Source organism: Erwinia artemisiae (assembly GCF_051400835.1).
Taxonomy (GTDB): Bacteria; Pseudomonadota; Gammaproteobacteria; order Enterobacterales; family Enterobacteriaceae; genus Erwinia; species Erwinia aeris.
This window is the reverse complement of record NZ_JBLFFM010000016.1, coordinates 14,903-33,488: the sequence shown is the minus strand read 5'-3', so window position 1 is coordinate 33,488 and position 18,586 is coordinate 14,903. Positions and strand designations below refer to the sequence as shown.

Sequence of the window (18,586 nt, the reverse complement as noted above, 5' to 3'; positions counted from 1 at the left end):
TCAGCCGGTTGGACAGTTCGGACGTCCCGCGGCCGAACTGCCCGCAGGGCGAGCAAAGCGAGTCAATCCCTTCCTCATCGCCATATTCAAAGAAAAAGCCTGAACTCACGTTCAGGCTTTTTTTATGGCCAATCTCTTTTTTACCGCCTGGCCATATGGCATCAGGCAACTTTAAATACGGCAATAGCACGAGTCAGCTGCGCAGCCTGATCTTCCAGCGAAGCGGCCGCAGCGGCGGCTTCCTGCACCAGCGCGGCGTTCTGCTGGGTCACTTCGTCCATCTGGCTGACCGCAATGCTTACGTGCTCAATACCGTTGACCTGCTCGCCCGACGCTGAAAAAATCTCCGACATAATGCCGGAAACATTGCCGATGGAAGCAACGATGTCATCCATAGTTTTTCCGGCATTGGCCACCAGCTGGCTACCTTCTGTAATACGCAGGCTTGATGTTTCGATCAGCGTTTTAATTTCTTTAGCGGCTACCGCGCTTCGCTGGGCCAGCGCCCTGACTTCCGAAGCCACGACGGCAAAGCCCCGGCCCTGTTCACCAGCGCGAGCAGCTTCCACCGCGGCATTAAGCGCCAGAATGTTCGTCTGGAACGCGATGCTTTCTATCGTGCTGATGATTTCAGCCACGCTGTTCGAGCTGTCATGAATAGCGGACATGGTGGACACGACTTTTCCTACCACTGCGCCACCATGCTCCGCCACGCGTGACGCGTCAGAAGCGAGGCTGCTGGCATGTTGTGCGTTAGAAGAGTTCTGGCGCACTGTGGCGGTCAGCTGTTCCATACTGGCTGACGTTTCTTCAAGCGACGCGGCCTGCTGTTCAGTTCGGCTGGACAGATCGGTATTGCCCATAGAAACCTCTTTTGCGGCGCTATCGATAGAAGCGGCGGCGTTCTGGATCTCCGAAACGACTTTTCTTAGCTGCTCCTGCATCTCTGCAAAAGTAGCAATCAGCACGCCGGTTTCATCTTTTGACTGCGGGATCAGTACCGATGTTAAATCGCCATCCGCGATAGAGCGCGCCGCTTTAACAGCCTGGCGCAGAGGGACGGTAATCGCACGCGACAGCAGATAGCCCAGCAGAGAGGCGATAGCCAGCCCGGCAAGCGCGCCAACGATCAGGGTCAGCTTGGTTTGCGCTTCGGTGGCATCAACGGTGAGTTGCCTTTCCGCCAGTAAGCCCTTCTCTTCGGCAGCAAGTTCATCGATGATCTTCCGCATTCCGTCCATCTGCGCTTTGCCCGTGTTGGCATTAAAAGCCGCCAGAAACGTTTCATAAGAGAGTGCGCCGGTGTTCAGCGCCTGGCGATTTTTCATCAGCGGCGTAACAAAAGAGGCTTCCCACGCCTGTTCCTGCGCGGCCAGTTTGCTCAGCCTATCCTGCTGTCTTTCATTATCCGACGTCAAAGAGCGCGCCTTCTGCACGTGCTGAGAAAAGGCTTTCTGACCTTCCTGCCACGGCGCCAGCATCTCTTCTTTACCGTTTACTGCATAGCCGCGCAGCCCGGTTTCCATATTCACCAGGCTTTGGGTCAGCGATCGGCTTTCATCGATGACACGCCAGGTATGCACGTTCCAGTTATTGGAGTTTACAATGCGCGAAAAGTTAACGTAAAAAGTGCCGCACAGCAGCAGTAATAAGGCTGCCACGACGCCAAAAGCCGCTATAAATTTCGTACTGACCGAAAAGTTTTTAAACATCTTTTCCACGCTCTCAGAAGATTAAAGGTGCAAACATCGTTTCTGTTATACCCGTGCTTTATCGGCCTGCCTTTCGTAAGCTTTAGTAAATCTGCTTATTTTTTGCTGTTGAACACGCAGACATTCACATAAGTGATTAATAAAATAGTTAAAAAACAAGAAGGCCGTTAAAAAAAGAAAAAAAGAAAATAAAAAATCCTTTTTAATTATGATGATAGCGAATTAATCCATAAAAAAACCGTTTCCGGTGCAAGGTGAAAATTTTGAGCCACGCTAAGGTATTTGCAGGAATTTTGAAAAAAACATCAAGCATAAGGATATAAAACAAAAAGGAGCCGGCTGATAAGGCTGTATCCCGATCTTAGCTTTTACCCTTCATTAAGCCTGTCGCTTAGCCATGGTCATGCAGTCGATCGCAGGCAGCACCACTCCGCCAGCGTGGTGCTGCCTGCGATCGACTGCCTCCAGGGATAAAACCCGATGCCGTCATCAGCAAAGCAGCAGCCTGCCTGTACGTTAATAAAATTTTACAGTTGGCGATAAGCCAAATCCAACAGGCTATATAATAAAAGTCGCGGCGGAGTTTTCCGCCCGGTATCTTTATTTTAAAAACAGCAGACCTGATACAAAATATTAACTCGATTTTTACCCGGCAAATTCTGCCATCCGCATGTCAATTTTTAACCTTGAAGAAATACGCCACCTGTAACACTATAAAACAGTCATCTTAATAGTTTAACTTTAAATTCCGCTGACCATAAGATAACCCGGAAATATTCTGGCGTACTACCATGGGAATTTTCAGCTGACAATAAATAACGACCACCTTATAAAGGTTCTAACCGACTAATAAATAAGACCATCCGTATATAAAGCCAATAATAACTCCTTTGACTAATAGCAGGAAAACATGAAGCGAATTTTATCGCACCTTGTCAGGTGCATCACTCTTATATTATTTATGTGCGGCAGCGCCTCGCATGCAGCAGTGCTTAAGCTTGCTGTCTTACATAACACCAACGAAAAATCGATTGTATCGCACAACCGTTATTTACGTAATTTATCCGCCTCCCCCATTACGGAAAAAATGGCGCTGCTTAAGAGTACGGACAATATCCCCCCGCAGGATATTGACAGCGTCAGCCTGACGCTGCCGGATGGCGGGCACGTCACTTTTCAACGCTGGTCTGAAAAGAAAGACGAAGACGGCAGCCTCACCTGGACAGGTGAAATTGCCGCCCCTATTACCAATCGGTTATCCAACGGCAATCCCGATCCGGAAAATACGGCGATCCTGATTATCAAACAGGGCAAAATCTATGGTTCGCTAACGTTCAAAGGTGACACCTTTCAGATCCTGCCGCTGGCTCAGGAAAAAAATTCACTGGTTATTATTAAAGTGGATGCAAATAAAGTCGCTGAAAAAGAAAAGCATGACGAGGTCTTCAGCGCCCCGGAAACCAGGGTTAACTGCCCGGCACCGGGAAATTATGAGGATCCGGCCCCTTCGCAACAGGTGGTTATCCGGGTGGGTCTGGTGACCACCAATCAGTCCCGTGCGGCTTTCTCTTCATTAGATTTTGATGCGCTGGCCAAACTTGCTTTTGAAAAAGTAAATCAGGGCGCTTCAAGCAGTAATGTGCGCATCACTTTTGTTAACGCTGGCGTACTGAATCCTGATTACAACGAGAAAAATACCCAGGGTCTAATGCTGAGGGATATGGGTGGCGTATTGCGCAACGAAATCCTCGCCTTCAGAGAACAGCATAGTGCCGATCTGGTGGTTATGTTAGCGGTTCGTAGAGATGTCAACGGCACAGCATGGGTCAACGCATCCAGAGAAAACGCACATTCCGTGGTCAATTACCTCGCTTTCACCCAGGCCAACACTTTTGCCCATGAAATGGGTCACAATATCGGGCTGCAACACGACAGAGCGCAGAATGGCGGTAACCCCTATGGCTCCCCTTGCTATCAACATGGCTACCGGCGTCTGGGCACAGGGATGGACAGGTGGCGTACTATTATGTCCTACGCCTGTTCTCCTAACTGTAGCCAGATTAATATGTTTTCCAACCCGCGCGTTCTCTTCCGCAATACGCCTGCCGGAACCATAGAGTATGAGGACAGCGCTCGTCGGCTGAATGAACGGCGTGAAATGGTCTCAAGGTTTTACAGCAACGTAACGCCGAGAGCCGTCGTACCGGGTAATTTCAATGTCCTTTCGCGCAGCAACACCTCATTGATCCGCCAGCTGGACGGCAGCCGCAGTGACGGTTACGGCCACGTCTGGAAAGTGTTAAGCGACGGGCCTATGGGTTTGCAGGAAGTCCCTTCTGGTCCTGTTGTCAGAGAAACTCACAACATTGCGAACGTCAGAGCCGCCTTCCCTGCCAACTCTTCCGGCCAGGCTGTTTATGAACTGACGGTGCGTGGCCCCAACGGTACGATGGATAAAAAAACCGTCACCGTGACCGTAACCGCTCCACGTGCGCAAATTCAGGGTCCGGCCAGCGTTAAACAGGGCGATACCGTTACCCTGAACGGTCAGGTGAACTTTACCGCTACCCGCTGGCAGTGGCGCCTGTTAAACGGCAGCCAGACGATTGCTCAAAGTACATCGCGCCAGTTTACTCTGAATACCCGGAGCTATGCGCCCGGTAAATACCAGGTCGAACTGGAAGCCACCAGCGCAGACGGTATGCACACGGGCAGAAGCACTCATGCGTTAGAGATCATCTCTACCACACCAGTCGTGAAGCCGGTTGCCGTGGTGCCTGACGATTTCAGTCTTATCTCCCGTTCCACCACCGCCACCATCCACCAGCTGGACGGCAGAAGGAGCACAGGTCAAAGTTTTGTCTGGCGGGTAACCAGCGACGGCGCTGCCGGCCTGCAGGAAGTGGCGTCAGGCCCGATCGTAAGAGAAGTGCAGGGTGCCGTGGCCCGCGCCGCTTTTCCCCGCAATACCTCAGGCATCGTCACCTATGAGCTGACGGCAACCGGTTCAGACGGCTCGGTGGATAAAAAAACCGTGACCGTCACCGTGGCTGCGCCGCACGCGCAGATCCAGGGGCCGGGCAGCGTTAAGCATGGCGACAGCGTAACGCTGACAGGCCAGGACAACTTTACCGCCACGCACTGGCAGTGGAGCCTGAAGCAGGGTGAAAAAACCGTGGCGCAGAGCAATGCGCGCGAGTTTGTGCTGGCAACAAATAACCATGCCGCCGGTCACTATCAGGTGGTGCTTGAAGCCACCAGCGCAGACGGCCTGCGTACGGCAACCAGCACCCATGCTTTAGAAATCGTTGCTCCCGAGCCTGCCGTTGTGCCGGTAGCCGTGGTGCCTGAAGACTTCAGCCTTGTGTCCCGCTCTACGACCGCCACTATTCACCAGCTGGACGGCAGCAGCAGCACCGGTAAAGGCTTTATCTGGCGGGTAACCAGCGACGGCCCTTCCGGCCTGCAGGAAGTGGCGTCAGGCCCGATCGTGAGAGAAGTGCACCAGCAGAAGATAGTCAGGGCCGCTTTCCCTCGTAATGCCTCAGGAAAAGTGACCTATGAGCTTCTGGCTACCGGTACAGGCGGCGTTGTGGACAGAAAAACCGTCACCGTAACCGTGAGCGCCCCGCACGCGCAGATCCAGGGCGCGGCCAGCGTTAAACAAGGTGAAAGCATCACGTTGACGAGCCAGAGCAACTTTACCGCCAGCCACTGGCAGTGGAGCCTGAAGCAGAACGGCAAAACGCTGGCGCAGAGCACGGCGCGCGAGTTTACAATCGCGGCGCAAAATTATGCAGGCGGTCATTACCAGGTCGACCTGGAAGCAGCCAGCGCGGACGGAATGCGTTCAGCCATCAGCACTCATGCTCTGGAAATTATTTCCGTTACGCCGCCGCCGGCACCGCCAGCACCGCCAGCACCGCCAGCACCGCCAGCACCGCCAGTCTATCCGGCCTATGTGGAAGGCACAGCCTATAAAGCAGGCGAACGGGTAAGCGCAGCGGGCGGCATCTATGCCTGTAAATCGGCACCTTACACCGGCTGGTGTGCGGGCGCGGCCTGGGCCTATGCGCCGGGCACGGGCCTGCACTGGCAGCAAGCCTGGGATAAGGTGGAATAAGGCATGATACTCAGGCGTTTTTCGCCCGGGACATCCCTCTGAAAAGGGAAAAACCGGCCTCGCAGGAGGCCGGTTTTTTATTATCAAAATGAACGGTTAATTAACTGCGTTGTCTTCAGACGATATTTACATGCACCCATTTTAGCCGTAGGCCATCAGCGTATGCTGGCACAGCTCCGAGCGCACGCAGTCTTGTTTACCAAAACGCACTACCCCAATCATCTCGTCCTCTTTAAAGCGGGCCAGCGCGTCGCTAAGGCCGGACTGAACATGCGATGGCAAATCACATTGCGTGATATCGCCATTGACGATGACGGTGACGTTTTCCCCGAGGCGGGTCAGAAACATTTTCATCTGGGCGGCGGTGACGTTTTGCGCCTCATCAAGGATCACCACGGCGTTTTCAAAGGTACGTCCGCGCATATAGGCGAAAGGCGCAATCTCCACCTTGCCGATTTCGGGACGCAGGCAGTACTGCATAAAGGAAGAACCAAGACGTTTAACCAGAACGTCATAGACGGGTCGAAAATAAGGAGCGAACTTTTCTGCGATATTACCGGGTAAAAAGCCCAGATCTTCATCTGCCTGTAGTACCGGCCTGGTGACGATGATCCTGTCGACATCCTTATTGATCAGGGCTTCGGCCGCTTTGGCGGCGCTAATCCAGGTTTTTCCGCAGCCCGCTTCGCCGGTAGCGAAAATCAGCTGTTTACTCTCTATGGCTTTAAGATAGTGCGCCTGAGCTTCATTACGGGCCTCAATGGGCGAATGGTCGCGTGTATCGCGCGCCATGCCGATTGCGTCCAGCCCACCCATCTGCACCAGCGAGGTGACCGATTCTTCTTCACGCTGACGATGACTGCGTGAATCGCTACGAAGCACGCGCTTGGCTTCACGACGAGCTTTGATCACTGCTTTCTGTCTTCCCATAGTGGCACCTTACAGTTGGTTTCATTTCCCGCACCTGGAACGGCAGTGCGATTACGTGAACGCTTTAGAGGTTTTGCTGGCTTCCTTGTAAGCCTTGTCTGGCCGTAGAAATGGTACGCGGAGTGACGATGCCGGGCACCGGAGGGTGTTAATAAACTGGCTGAAATGGCAAAGGGAAGAGGAAGTCATTGGGGCGATAAAGCCCTCGCGCCGGGAAGCTGTCACGCTATTTGTCTGACGCTTATGTCCGTAAAAGGACTTGTCCATTCGCGATCTCCGTGTTGCACACTGGAAACAACTGACGCCTGATAATTAAATTTCAACAGATTCCTGGAATAATGCAACATTAATTTTACCTGACGGCAAGCGAAAAGTACCAAATAAGCGAACGCGTACGCGGCAGGTTAATTAGGATCCTAACAGGATCAAAGAGATAACAATTTATTTTATGCTGAGTGCGGTAATCTGAAATGTTTAACAGCCGGCTGAACGCCTCTGGTTAAAAAACAACCTCCCGCACGAGGCGCGGGCGGGAGGCTGAAGAAAGGCTCAGGCCTGAAGTAAAGCCTGCCCGAGATAATGTTTTTCGTCAATGACGCCAGGCAGCACAAAGAAATATCCGCCGCCGACGGGTTTGATATATTCCTCCAGCGCCTCGCCGTTGAGTCTTTTTTGTACGGTAAGAAAACCCTTTTCCAGGTCGTGCTGATAGCAGACAAATAACAGGCCCATCTCCAGCTGACCGGCATTGGATACGCCCAGCGAGTAGCTGTAGCCACGGCGGAGCATCAGGCTGTCCTGCGTTTGTGACGTGCGCGGGTTAGCCAGGCGAATATGCGCGTCTAACGGCGTAACGAGGCCATCGGGATCGCTGGCATAGTCCGGTACATCATGTTCGTGCGTCATTCCCAGCGGCGCGCCGCTCTGCTTCACCCGGCCAAAGATCGTTTCCTGCTCGCGCAGCGGCGTTCTGTCCCAAAACTCTACGTGGAACTGAATGATGCGCGCAGCCTGATAGCTGCCGCCGATCGCCCAGGCAGGTTCATCCTGTTCCGCCGTGACCCACAGGATTTTATCCATCATCGCCGCGTCGGCCGTATCGGGATTGGCCGTGCCGTCCTTAAAGCCCAACAGATTGACTGGCGTCTCCCTGCCCTGACTGCGCGCTGCATGATCGGAGATAAAGCCTTCCCGCCGCCAGCGCACGCTCAGCAAATCCGGCGAATGCTTGATGATATCGCGCAGCGCGTGGATCACCGTATCGTTGGTATTGGCGCAGATTTGCAGCAGCAGATCGCCGTGGCACAGCCCGGCATCCAGCGCATCATTGGGAAAGCGCGTCATGGTTTGCAGCCTGCGCGGCTTTTGCGCCTGCAATCCGTAGCGATCGTCAAACAAGGCGCGGCCGACCGATACCGTAATGGTCAGATTATCCGGGTAGATATGACCGCCCAGAATGCCGGAATCCATCGGCGGCAGACGCGGATTAACCGTTTGCGGCGCTTCTCCTCCCCTGGTCAGAAAAGCGATACGGTCGGTCAGCAAACGAAATAACCGCTCCAGATCGGCCTTGTCCGTTGCCAGTACGTCAAAAGCCACCAGCATCATCGACGCCTGCTGTGGCGTGACGATCCCCGCCTGGTGCGGCCCGTAAAAAGGCTGTCTCTGCTGGCGGGCATTGGGCGACAGCGCGCCGGGCGAAAAGGCCGCCGGCGCGCCATGCGCCGGACAGCCTCCTGCTAACGCCAGCGCGCCGCCAAGGAGGCCCATCCCCTTCAGCAGACGGCGGCGTGAAGGCTGAGCCGCCTCGTCATCAGCTTGCTTCATAACTCAATCCAGCCCCAGCGTTCCGCGCAGCAGAGCGAGATCTTCCGCCAGCGCCGTGATCGGGCCTTTCATCGCAGTGCGATCGGCATCGGTAAGCTTGTCATAGGAGGCAAAGCCGTCGCCGCTGCGGTATTTTTTCAGGATAGCGTCTACCTTTTTGAAATTACCGTCGATTTTTGCCAGCAGCGCCGGATCGGCCTGTTGCAGCATCGGACGCAGCAAATTCACGATCTTCTGCGCGCCATCAACGTTGGCCTGAAAATCCCACAAATCGGTGCGGCTGTAGCGGTCTTCTTCGCCGGAGATTTTGCTGGAAGCCACTTCTTCAATCAGACCGGCCGCGCCGCCGACCACTTTACCCGGTGGAAATGCCAGTTCGCTGACCCGCTTTTGCAGCGCCTGCACGTCTGCATAAAGCCTGTCGGCATAGGTTTCCACACCTTTGGTCGAGCCGTCGCCCCACAGCGCTTTTTCCAGACGATGGAAGCCGGTGAACTTAGGATCGGCGGCTTTCTGCTCATAATCATCTTCGCGAGCGTCAATGCTGCCGTCCAGATCGGAGAACAGTTCCGCTATCGGTTCGATACGCTCATAGTGAGCGCGCGTCGGCGCATAGAGGGCTTTCGCCTTATCGATATCGCCCGCTTTTACCGCCCCGGTAAAGGCTTGCGTGCTGGTAACCAGCGCGGCGACTTCCTGCATCACATAAGCTTTGTAGTCGGTAACAGGGCCGGTCAGCTGCATCAGCGTTGGCTGCGCGCCTGCTGCATCCTCTGCGCCCTGCACAATCAGCTTACCTTTGGGATTGCTCAACAGGCCGCAGGTCATCTCATACTCGCCCGGTTGCAGACTGGCCGTCAGCTTTTGCGTGAAGCCCGGCGCGATATTTTCGCGCTCCTCCACTACCATCACCCCTTTCAGGATCTCCCACTCCAGCCCTTTCTGGCTGTGGTTCTGGATCACAAACTGCGTTTTACCGGCTTTAACGGTAACGCTCATCGGCTCGCACTGTTTGTCGTTAACGACAATTTTTACCTGCGGCACGTCGGCAGCCTGCACGGCAGAAAAGCTGGCCAGTAACGCCGCCGCCAGCGGTAACATTGAAAAACCACGAATCATGATAAATCCCTTGAATAAGAAAGCGGAAAAGCGTCAAAGACGGACTGCCGTCGTTGGCGGGCGTCCGGGCAGGAAAAACAGGATCAGCGCAGGAATGAGATAGCAGAACCAGACCACCACTTCACTGACGCTGGGCGCTTCCTGATAGCCGAAAAGGCCTTCCAGCAGCGTGCCCATCAGCGTGCTGGTGGAGAGCACCTCGCTGAAATCGAACGCCTGGCTCTGGAAGGCGTTCCACAGTCCGGCCTCATGGAAAGCACGGATGGCGCCAGCCGCCAGGCCCGCTGCGACCAGCAGAATAAACAGGCTGGTCCAACGGAAGAAGAGCGCCATATTCAGCCGCACGCCGCCCCAGTAGATCAGCATACCCAGCACGATAGCGGTAGCGAGGCCCAGGATGGCGCCGACCGGCGGCGCAATGCCCACATCCTGCTGGAAGGCCGCCAGCAGGAAGAACACGGACTCCAGCCCTTCCCGCGCGACGGCCAGGAAGACCATAAAAATCAGCGCCCAGCCGCCGCCTTTGCCGCGCTGCAGCGCGTTATCCACCGCGCCTTCCAGCTGCGCTTTAATATTGCGCGAGACTTTGCGCATCCAGAACACCATCCAGGTCAGAATACAAACGGCCACCACCGCCACCATGCCTTCGAACAGCTCCTGCTCTCTTTGCGGGAATTCGCCGGTGGTTTCATTAATCACATAGCCCAGCACCAGGCAGAGCGCGGCGGCGATGAAGACGCCAAGCCACATTGCGCCGAACCACTCGCTGCGCTGCGTGCGCTGTAAATAGCTGGCAATCAGGCTGACGATCAGCGCGGCTTCCAGTCCTTCGCGTAACATAATCAGGAACGGCACAAACATAGGCACCTTCAGACATATAAGGCGTTTTCACGCGGGTAAAGAAGTGTAAATCTAAACGATACCGATTATCATTATCGCCGGAAGAAATACAAGAGGCTGGACGGTTATTTTCATCGGGCGTGGCAAGGGATTAAAGGAAAATGCGCTATCAAAGGGCGTCGGAAACTTCCCTACCTGTTTATTTCTGTACCCGAAGACTATCCGAAAGGAAAGGAGCTGGTTTTGGCAGAAAGCCCCGCCTGGACGGGGCTTTTATTATGCGTGTCTGATTCGCTCTTCCAGCGTTTCAATGATGAAAGTATTTACTGACATATCGTTTTCAGCTGCCACATGACTTAATTTTTCAGCAAGCGTCTCGTTATAGCGTAAAGTAAATGTCTTCGTTTTTTCCTGTCGGGCATAAGGATCTATCCCCTCTTCCCGACAATCTTTCAGATATTCCTTTAAGGAAATTTCGCCTTCTCTCCGCAGCCCTTCTACGCTGTCAGCAACAAAATCACAATAACCACTGAGCCCCAGGAATTTGCCGCGAAACGCGTTCAGTTCAGGTACGAAGCTGACAACAACCGGCTGCCCGGCTATCTCATATTTGTTGGGTTTTGCTTTGCTCATGGTTCAATCCCTATACTTTCTAACCATTCTTTAACGCTGTTAACTGCGCCTTTGTCGGTATCAGGGGCAGGATGTGGGCGGTGGAATCTTGCGATACTGCCATTGAGTTTGAATCGGCACCGGGATCCGCTACCTTCGGTAACTTCACCACCTAAAGCCCGGATAAGCGACTCGATTTCTGCCCACTTAATGTTGGCAGGAACAGGCAGCGCAAAAATTTTAGTCAGTATGAGTTTATGCTTCTTCCTTAATGCAACCATAGCTTTATCCCTGCCATAGCTTCACTCTATGAAGTCATTTTATTAACCCTGGTTTTCGAAGTCAATTTATGAAGTCATCGAGAAGATTATTTGTAATCACGTTATTGGCCGATGACGACAGACAGTTTGGGGCTCAATCACCAACTAAAACCAATTGTCCGATCGCCTGTCTGGACGTTCGTCCGGCCCCGAAACTGATGCGTGCCGCATGTCAGGACGTTCGCCTCCCATTGATGCGTAACACGTTTATTGCAACGGCTCAGCCAGCGTATCGTCCCAGGGCCCAGGCGGTGCGCTCAGATCCGCCTTATCGCCACTGGTAGCAACTCACGTCCCGTTTTTATTCCTGTTGCGGTTTGTTTGCCGTGGGGACAGTAATTGCCACGAATCGAACAGCAGAAAATTTAAGATAACCAAATATGCGCGCCGTTGTACCGGGGCCAACTCAGGCAGCGTCGCTGGCTTTTTTGGCCGGGAAATGTGCGGTGTGGATAACGAACTCGGTGTAAAGCGCCACCGGTTTCATACAGTTTTTCCCTTTTACTTTTTTCACGAAGCCGTGTTTTTCCAGCGTCGACAGCGTGGCGGAAAGATTGCTCACCGCCCGCCCGGCCAGCCGGGCCAGCTGAGAGATGCTTTCCGGTTTCTCCCGATCCATCATATCCAGCAGCGCCAGATTTTCAGGGCTTAAAATCTGCGCGACCGCGTTTAGCGAGGAGAACCAGATTTTGGGTTCGTTTTCTTCAGGAAGGTACTCATTGCTGACAATCGCCATGACCCGCTGGCGAAACTCATTTTCTGGCATTACGCCGATCAGTGCTTTCATCATCATCCCTTTTTATCTGGTTGCTTCAGCCACGATTTTATCTACCGCGGTGAAAAAATGATCCATAATTTCATACCAGTAGCCGCAGGCATAAATATAGCGGGTGCCGTGCAGGCTCAGCAGGGTCGCTAATCCATAATCCATTTAACTCATCCTTGATTTATGAGCAGATCATAACCTTATCGCAAGAGGATGACAAGCCATGATGGCTTTATGCCGTCCTCCCTGACCAGGTTTTCCGTTCTTAAAAAAAAGGCCCGCCGAAGCGAGCCTGTCGTAGTTATCAGCGTGATTAACGCGAATGGAACTCGGCTTCGGCTGCCTCAAATCGTTTTACGGCCGCAGTGGAAGGCTTGCTGCCCACCAGGCTGAACAGCATGATGGCGATGCTGGCAAACAGGAAGCCCGGAATAATTTCATACAGATCCAGCCAGGCGTACTGTTTCCAGATCAGCACGGTAGCCGCGCCTACGATAATCCCGGCCAGCGCGCCGTTACGGGTCATACGCTTCCACACCAGCGAGAAGATCACTACAGGCCCGAACGCCGCACCAAAGCCGGCCCAGGCGTAGCTTACCAGCCCCAGTACGCGGTTGTTCGGATCGGAAGCCAGCGCGATAGCTACGACCGCCACCAGCAACACCATCAGACGCCCTACCCATACCAGCTCACGTTGGCTGGCACCTTTACGCAGGAAGTTTTTATAGAGATCTTCCGTCAGCGCGCTGGAGCAAACCAGCAGCTGGCAGCTCAGCGTCGACATCACCGCCGCCAGGATAGCAGAAAGCAGGATACCGGCGATCCACGGATTAAACAGAATACGAGCCAGCTCGATAAAAATACGTTCGCTGTTGTCGGTGACGCCTGTTGCCTGCTCGGGATGGTTCTGGAAGTAGGCGATACCAAAGAAGCCGACCGCTACCGCACCGCCCAGGCACAGGATCATCCACGTCATGCCGATACGGCGCGCGCTGCGGATAGAGTGGTGCGAATCCGCCGCCATAAAACGCGCCAGGATATGCGGCTGACCAAAGTAGCCCAGTCCCCAGCCGAGCAGCGAGATCACCGCGACAAAGTTCAGGTTTTTCAGCATATCCATATTTTCAATGCTCTTCGCCTGGATAACCGCCAGGGAATCGCTCAGGCCGCCTACTGCAATAATAACCATCACCGGCGTCAGGATCAGAGCGAAGATCATCAGGCTCGCCTGCACGGTATCGGTCCAGCTTACGGCCAGAAAACCGCCGACAAAGGTATAGATAATAGTGGCGGCTGCGCCAGCCCACAGCGCCGTTTCGTAGCTCATGCCGAAGGTGCTTTCAAACAGGCGGGCGCCGGCTACGATGCCGGAAGCGCAATAGATAGTGAAGAAAACCAGGATGACGACCGCAGAGATAACGCGCAGGATTTTGCTTCTGTCTTCAAAACGGCTGGCGAAAAAATCGGGCAGCGTCAGCGCATTATCATGGTGTTCAGTCTGCACGCGCAGGCGTCCGGCGACGATTTTCCAGTTAAGGTAAGCGCCCAGCGTCAGGCCGATAGCAATCCAGCTTTCGGAGATGCCGGAGATGAAAATGGCGCCCGGCAGGCCCATCAGCAGCCAGCCGCTCATATCAGATGCACCGGCGGAAAGCGCGGTGACCACGCTGCCCAGACTGCGTCCTCCCAGGATATAGTCATCAAAATTTTTGGTTGAGCGCCAGGCCAAAAAGCCGATAAACACCATGCCAAGAATGTAAACGCAAAAGGTCACCATCATAGGTGTGCTTACTGTCATTCAGGTTCTCCACTTATTATTGTTAATGCGCAACCCTGCCCCGCCGCCGGAACGTTGCGGCGCCACTTTTAACCACCCAGGGCGGGGTATCCTGCCGCAAAGCACTGACGGGCACAATACTCGCCAATGGTTTAACACAATCGTTACATTAATTTCACCTTGCATCTGGAAAGAAGATTCGACAGGTTGCACTGGATCACAGTGTCACCGGTTACACCTCTCAAAAAACCTTTTCAGAACCCAGTTTTACTGCAATCTGTAAAGCTGGCCGGATTTTTGCAGCAATATCCATGCCGCTTTTTAAAAAAGCGTTTTTACACTCTGCAATCAGCCTCACATTTAACAAGGTTGCACAAAGTTGCAACTTAAGTGATATTGCTTGCCAGATCTGTTTTGACTATTTGCAAGGAGTTTTAAGGCATGGGCACAACCACTATGGGCGTTAAGCTGGACGAGGCCACGCGTGACCGCATTCGTCAGGCTGCGGGCCAGATCGATCGCACACCTCACTGGCTGATCAAACAGGCTATTTTTAACTATCTGGAACAGCTGGAGAGAGGCGACGCCCTGCCGGAATTCCCCTTGCAGGCTACGGCTCAGGAGAGCGAAGACGCGCCGGTCGAGGAGCTGCATCAGCCTTTTCTGGAGTTTGCCGAACATATTCTGCCGCAATCGGTAACCCGCTCCGCCATTACCGCCGCGTGGCGTCGCCCGGAGACGGAAGCAGTGCCGATGCTCCTTGAACAGGCACGTCTGCCGCAGCCGCTGGCGCAGCAAACCCAACGTCTTGCCCACAAGCTGGCTTCGGCGCTCAGGCACCAAAAAGGGGCAGGCGGCCGCGCCGGTATGGTGCAATCGCTGCTTCAGGAGTTTTCACTTTCTTCACAGGAAGGCGTTGCGCTGATGTGCCTGGCGGAAGCGCTGCTGCGTATTCCAGATAAGCCAACCCGTGACGCGCTGATCCGCGATAAAATCAGCAACGGCAACTGGCAGTCGCATCTGGGCCGCAGCCCTTCGATGTTTGTTAACGCCGCCACCTGGGGCCTGCTGTTTACCGGCCGCCTGGTCGCCACGCACAACGAGGCGAATTTGTCGCGCTCGCTGAACCGCATCATCGGTAAAAGCGGCGAGCCGCTGATCCGCAAAGGCGTGGATATGGCGATGCGCCTGATGGGCGAGCAGTTTGTCACTGGCGAAACCATCGCGGAAGCGCTGGCGAACGCCCGCAAGCTGGAAGAGAAAGGCTTCCGCTACTCTTACGATATGCTGGGCGAGGCCGCGCTGACGGCGAAAGACGCTGAAGCCTATCTGGTTTCCTATCAGCAGGCGATCCACGCTATCGGTAAAGCCTCCAACGGTCGCGGCATCTATGAAGGGCCGGGCATTTCCATCAAGCTTTCCGCGCTGCATCCGCGCTACAGCCGCGCGCAGTACGAGCGCGTGATGAACGAACTTTACCCCATTTTGAAATCGCTGACGCTGCTGGCACGCTCTTACGACATTGGCATCAACATCGATGCGGAAGAAGCGGATCGCCTGGAGCTGTCGCTGGATCTGCTGGAAAAACTCTGCTTTGAGCCGGAGCTGGAAGGCTGGAACGGCATCGGCTTTGTTATCCAGGCCTATCAGAAGCGCTGCCCGTTTGTGATCGACGCGCTGATCGACATGGCCCAGCGCAGCCGTCGCCGCCTGATGATCCGCCTGGTGAAAGGTGCCTACTGGGACAGCGAGATCAAGCGCGCCCAGATGGACGGCCTGGAAGGCTATCCGGTGTTCACCCGTAAGGTTTACACCGACATCTCTTATCTGGCCTGCGCCCGTAAACTGCTGGCCGTACCGAACCTGATCTATCCGCAGTTCGCGACGCACAACGCGCATACGCTGGCGGTTATCTATCAGATGGCGGGCAATAACTACTACCCTGGTCAGTACGAGTTCCAGTGCCTGCACGGCATGGGCGAACCGCTGTACGAGCAGGTGGTCGGCAAAGTAGCGGATGGCAAGCTTAACCGTCCGTGCCGGATCTATGCGCCGGTCGGCACGCACGAAACGCTGCTGGCCTACCTGGTGCGCCGCCTGCTGGAAAACGGCGCCAACACGTCGTTTGTGAACCGTATTGCCGATAACACGCTCCAGATTGAAGATCTGGTCGCCGATCCGGTCGATGAAGTGGAAAAACTGGCCCGCACCGAAGGGGCGATTGGTCTGCCGCATCCGAAGATCCCGCTGCCGCGCGATCTCTATGGCGCAACGCGTCAGAACTCCGCCGGTCTGGATCTGGCTAACGAACACCGCCTGGCTTCGCTCTCCAGCGCCCTGCTGAACAGCGCTATCCAGCCGTGGTACGCCGCGCCGGTTATCGATGGCGAAACGGAAGCCAGCGAACAGCTGCCGGTGCTCAATCCGGCGGAGCCTGCCGATATCGTGGGCTATGTGCGCCACGCTACCGGGAAAGATGTTTCGACCGCGCTGGACGCCGCCGTCAATGCCGGCCCGATTTGGTTCGCCACGCCGCCTGCCGCCCGTGCGGAGATCCTGACCCGTGCCGCCGAGCTGATGGAAGCTCAGCTACAGCGCCTGTTGGGGATCCTGGTGCGTGAGGCCGGAAAGACCTTTAACAACGCTATCGCCGAGGTACGCGAAGCGGTCGACTTCCTGCACTACTATGCAGGCCAGGTTCGCGACGATTTCGATAACGAAACGCACCGTCCGCTTGGCCCGGTGGTTTGCATCAGCCCGTGGAACTTCCCGCTGGCAATCTTCACCGGTCAAATTGCCGCAGCGCTGGCAGCAGGCAACAGCGTGCTGGCCAAGCCTGCCGAGCAGACGCCGCTGGTGGCCGCTGCCGCCGTCGCTATTCTGCATGAAGCGGGCGTGCCGGTTGGTGCCCTACAGCTGCTGCCGGGCCTGGGTGAAACCGTCGGCGCTCAGCTGACCGGCGACGACCGCGTACGCGGCGTGATGTTTACCGGGTCGACTGCCGTAGCAACGCTACTGCAACGTAATCTGGCCGGTCGTCTGGATCCGCAAGGCAGACCGACGCCGCTGATTGCGGAAACCGGCGGCATGAACACCATGATCGTGGACTCCTCCGCGCTGACGGAACAGGTCGTGGTCGATATCGTGGCTTCTGCCTTTGACAGCGCCGGTCAACGCTGCTCTGCCCTGCGTCTGCTCTGTATTCAGGATGATGTTGCCGACCACACGCTGCAAATGCTGCGCGGCGCGATGGCCGAATGCCGTATGGGCAACCCGGAGCGCCTGTCTACCGATATCGGGCCGGTGATCGACAGCGAAGCGAAAGAAAATATCGAACGCCATATTCAGGCGATGCGCAGCAAAGGCATGAAAGTGTATCAGGCGGCGTTTAACGATAAGCACGACAGCAAAGAGTGGCAGACCGGCACCTTTATTCCGCCAACGCTGATTGAGCTGGAAAACGTCGCCGATCTGGATAAGGAAATTTTCGGGCCGGTGCTGCACGTGGTGCGCTACAACCGCAGCACGCTGCCGAAAATTATTGAGCAGATCAACGCTTCCGGCTACGGCCTGACGCTGGGCGTGCATACCCGTATTGATGAAACCATCAATCAGGTCACCAGCCGCGCCAAAGTCGGCAACCTGTACGTCAACCGCAATATGGTAGGGGCCGTCGTAGGCGTCCAGCCGTTCGGTGGCGAAGGCCTGTCCGGCACCGGTCCGAAAGCGGGCGGCCCGCTCTATCTCTATCGTCTGCTCTCGCATCGCCCGGAAGGCGCGCTGAAGGTTACGCTGGATCGCCAGGACGTCGAGCGTCCGGTTGATGCGGCGCTGCGTCCGGTGCTGCTGACCACTCATCAGGCGCTGACGGAGTGGGCGAAAGACAAGCCGGAGCTGGCTGCGGTCTGCAAACAGTTTGCCGAGCTGGGCCAGAGCGGCACCGTTCGCCTGCTGCCCGGCCCGACGGGCGAACGCAACACCTTTACCCTGCTGCCGCGCGAGCGCGTGGTCTGCCTGGCGGATAACGAGCAGGATGCGCTGGTGCAGCTGGCGGCGGTCACCGCCGTGGGCAGCCGCGCGCTGTGGCAGGATGATGAACTGCATCGCGCGCTGGCGAAGAAACTGCCCACAGCCGTGCAGAGCCGTATCGACTTTGCGGTCGAACCGCTGGCGCAGCATAACGAGTTTGAGGCGGTGATTTACCACGGCGATGCCGATCAGCTCAGAACAGTTTGCGAAACGGTGGCCGCTCGTGAAGGCGCGATTGTTTCCGTCCAGGGCTTTGCCCGCGGCGAAACCAATCTGCTGCTGGAACGCCTGCTGATTGAGCGCTCGCTGAGCGTCAATACCGCAGCGGCAGGCGGCAACGCCAGCCTGATGACCATCGGCTAACGCGCCCGTCGGCCTGCCCGACAGGCTTAAAGCAGCGGATTCCGTACAAGGGGCGAAGCAGTTCGCCCCTTTTTTGGTTTAGCCGCGCGGCTGACCGGAAAAAGTAGCCACCTGATGCGTTTAAAGTCATAAGAAAAAGGCCGCTAATAAGCGGCCTTCTTACGCCTG

At 55.4% G+C, this 18,586-nt stretch carries 12 protein-coding genes; 2 read left to right on the top strand and 10 right to left on the bottom strand.

Annotated elements, in window-relative coordinates; all coding sequences use genetic code 11:
* Positions 1–161: 161 nt before the first annotated feature.
* On the bottom strand, positions 162–1,712 hold the full coding sequence (locus ACMGEE_RS21215; RefSeq protein ID WP_436830619.1) for a methyl-accepting chemotaxis protein: 1,551 nt from the start codon (positions 1,710–1,712) through the stop codon (positions 162–164).
* Between the two features lie 1,087 nt (positions 1,713–2,799).
* Between ACMGEE_RS21215 and ACMGEE_RS21210 the strand changes: the two genes are divergently transcribed.
* Positions 2,800–5,835 carry a M12 family metallo-peptidase gene (locus ACMGEE_RS21210; protein ID WP_436830618.1) on the top strand — a complete coding sequence of 1,012 codons (3,036 nt, stop codon included), beginning with the start codon at positions 2,800–2,802 and terminating at the stop codon, positions 5,833–5,835.
* Positions 5,836–5,976: 141 nt separating this feature from the next.
* On the opposite strand, the gene phoH is transcribed toward ACMGEE_RS21210, so the two are convergent.
* The 9 genes from phoH to putP all read right to left on the bottom strand — a co-directional run bounded on the left by phoH (position 5,977) and on the right by putP (position 14,047).
* Entirely contained in the window at positions 5,977–6,765 is a 789-nt protein-coding gene (gene phoH / locus ACMGEE_RS21205; RefSeq protein WP_125290939.1) for a phosphate starvation-inducible protein PhoH, read from the bottom strand.
* A gap of 549 nt (positions 6,766–7,314) precedes the next feature.
* Complete coding sequence (gene efeB / locus ACMGEE_RS21200) at positions 7,315–8,592, bottom strand: iron uptake transporter deferrochelatase/peroxidase subunit (RefSeq protein WP_253460559.1); 1,278 nt, start codon at positions 8,590–8,592, stop codon at positions 7,315–7,317.
* A gap of 3 nt (positions 8,593–8,595) precedes the next feature.
* A complete protein-coding gene (efeO, locus tag ACMGEE_RS21195; protein ID WP_436830617.1) occupies positions 8,596–9,711 on the bottom strand; it encodes an iron uptake system protein EfeO in 1,116 nt (371 codons plus the stop codon).
* 33 nt (positions 9,712–9,744) lie between these two features.
* Complete coding sequence (efeU, locus tag ACMGEE_RS21190; protein ID WP_253460556.1) at positions 9,745–10,572, bottom strand: iron uptake transporter permease EfeU; 828 nt, start codon at positions 10,570–10,572, stop codon at positions 9,745–9,747.
* A gap of 255 nt (positions 10,573–10,827) precedes the next feature.
* Positions 10,828–11,184 carry a type II toxin-antitoxin system HicB family antitoxin gene (locus ACMGEE_RS21185; RefSeq protein ID WP_253460553.1) on the bottom strand — a complete coding sequence of 119 codons (357 nt, stop codon included), beginning with the start codon at positions 11,182–11,184 and terminating at the stop codon, positions 10,828–10,830.
* Positions 11,181–11,444: a type II toxin-antitoxin system HicA family toxin gene (locus ACMGEE_RS21180; RefSeq protein ID WP_125290934.1), complete on the bottom strand. Its 264-nt coding sequence runs from the start codon at positions 11,442–11,444 to the stop codon at positions 11,181–11,183. Before ACMGEE_RS21180 ends, ACMGEE_RS21185 begins: the two co-directional genes overlap by 4 nt.
* A 445-nt stretch (positions 11,445–11,889) precedes the next feature.
* Positions 11,890–12,270 (bottom strand): HVO_A0114 family putative DNA-binding protein, encoded by a 381-nt coding sequence (locus tag ACMGEE_RS21175; protein ID WP_125290933.1) that lies wholly within the window; start codon positions 12,268–12,270, stop codon positions 11,890–11,892.
* A 12-nt stretch (positions 12,271–12,282) separates the two neighbouring features.
* On the bottom strand, positions 12,283–12,414 hold the full coding sequence (locus tag ACMGEE_RS21170; RefSeq protein WP_255416553.1) for a hypothetical protein: 132 nt from the start codon (positions 12,412–12,414) through the stop codon (positions 12,283–12,285).
* Between the two features lie 148 nt (positions 12,415–12,562).
* Entirely contained in the window at positions 12,563–14,047 is a 1,485-nt protein-coding gene (gene putP / locus ACMGEE_RS21165; RefSeq protein WP_436830616.1) for a sodium/proline symporter PutP, read from the bottom strand.
* 420 nt (positions 14,048–14,467) lie between these two features.
* Here putP and putA point away from each other — a divergent pair, with 420 nt between their 5' ends.
* Positions 14,468–18,418, top strand: a complete 3,951-nt coding sequence (gene putA, locus ACMGEE_RS21160) for a trifunctional transcriptional regulator/proline dehydrogenase/L-glutamate gamma-semialdehyde dehydrogenase (protein WP_253460544.1) — start codon at positions 14,468–14,470, stop codon at positions 18,416–18,418.
* Positions 18,419–18,586: the final 168 nt, after the last annotated feature.

Bases quoted from the DNA above. Each gene is read 5' to 3' on its own strand.
- efeU (WP_253460556.1), bottom strand. From the start codon at position 10,572: ATGTTTGTGCCGTTCCTGATTATGTTACGCGAAGGACTGGAAGCCGCG.
- ACMGEE_RS21170 (WP_255416553.1), bottom strand. From the start codon at position 12,414: ATGGATTATGGATTAGCGACCCTGCTGAGCCTGCACGGCACCCGCTAT.
- ACMGEE_RS21215 (WP_436830619.1), bottom strand. From the start codon at position 1,712: ATGTTTAAAAACTTTTCGGTCAGTACGAAATTTATAGCGGCTTTTGGC.
- efeO (WP_436830617.1), bottom strand. From the start codon at position 9,711: ATGATTCGTGGTTTTTCAATGTTACCGCTGGCGGCGGCGTTACTGGCC.
- ACMGEE_RS21210 (WP_436830618.1), top strand. From the start codon at position 2,800: ATGGCGCTGCTTAAGAGTACGGACAATATCCCCCCGCAGGATATTGAC.
- efeB (WP_253460559.1), bottom strand. From the start codon at position 8,592: ATGAAGCAAGCTGATGACGAGGCGGCTCAGCCTTCACGCCGCCGTCTG.
- ACMGEE_RS21180 (WP_125290934.1), bottom strand. From the start codon at position 11,444: ATGGTTGCATTAAGGAAGAAGCATAAACTCATACTGACTAAAATTTTT.
- putA (WP_253460544.1), top strand. From the start codon at position 14,468: ATGGGCACAACCACTATGGGCGTTAAGCTGGACGAGGCCACGCGTGAC.
- phoH (WP_125290939.1), bottom strand. From the start codon at position 6,765: ATGGGAAGACAGAAAGCAGTGATCAAAGCTCGTCGTGAAGCCAAGCGC.
- putP (WP_436830616.1), bottom strand. From the start codon at position 14,047: ATGACAGTAAGCACACCTATGATGGTGACCTTTTGCGTTTACATTCTT.
- ACMGEE_RS21185 (WP_253460553.1), bottom strand. From the start codon at position 11,184: ATGAGCAAAGCAAAACCCAACAAATATGAGATAGCCGGGCAGCCGGTT.
- ACMGEE_RS21175 (WP_125290933.1), bottom strand. From the start codon at position 12,270: ATGAAAGCACTGATCGGCGTAATGCCAGAAAATGAGTTTCGCCAGCGG.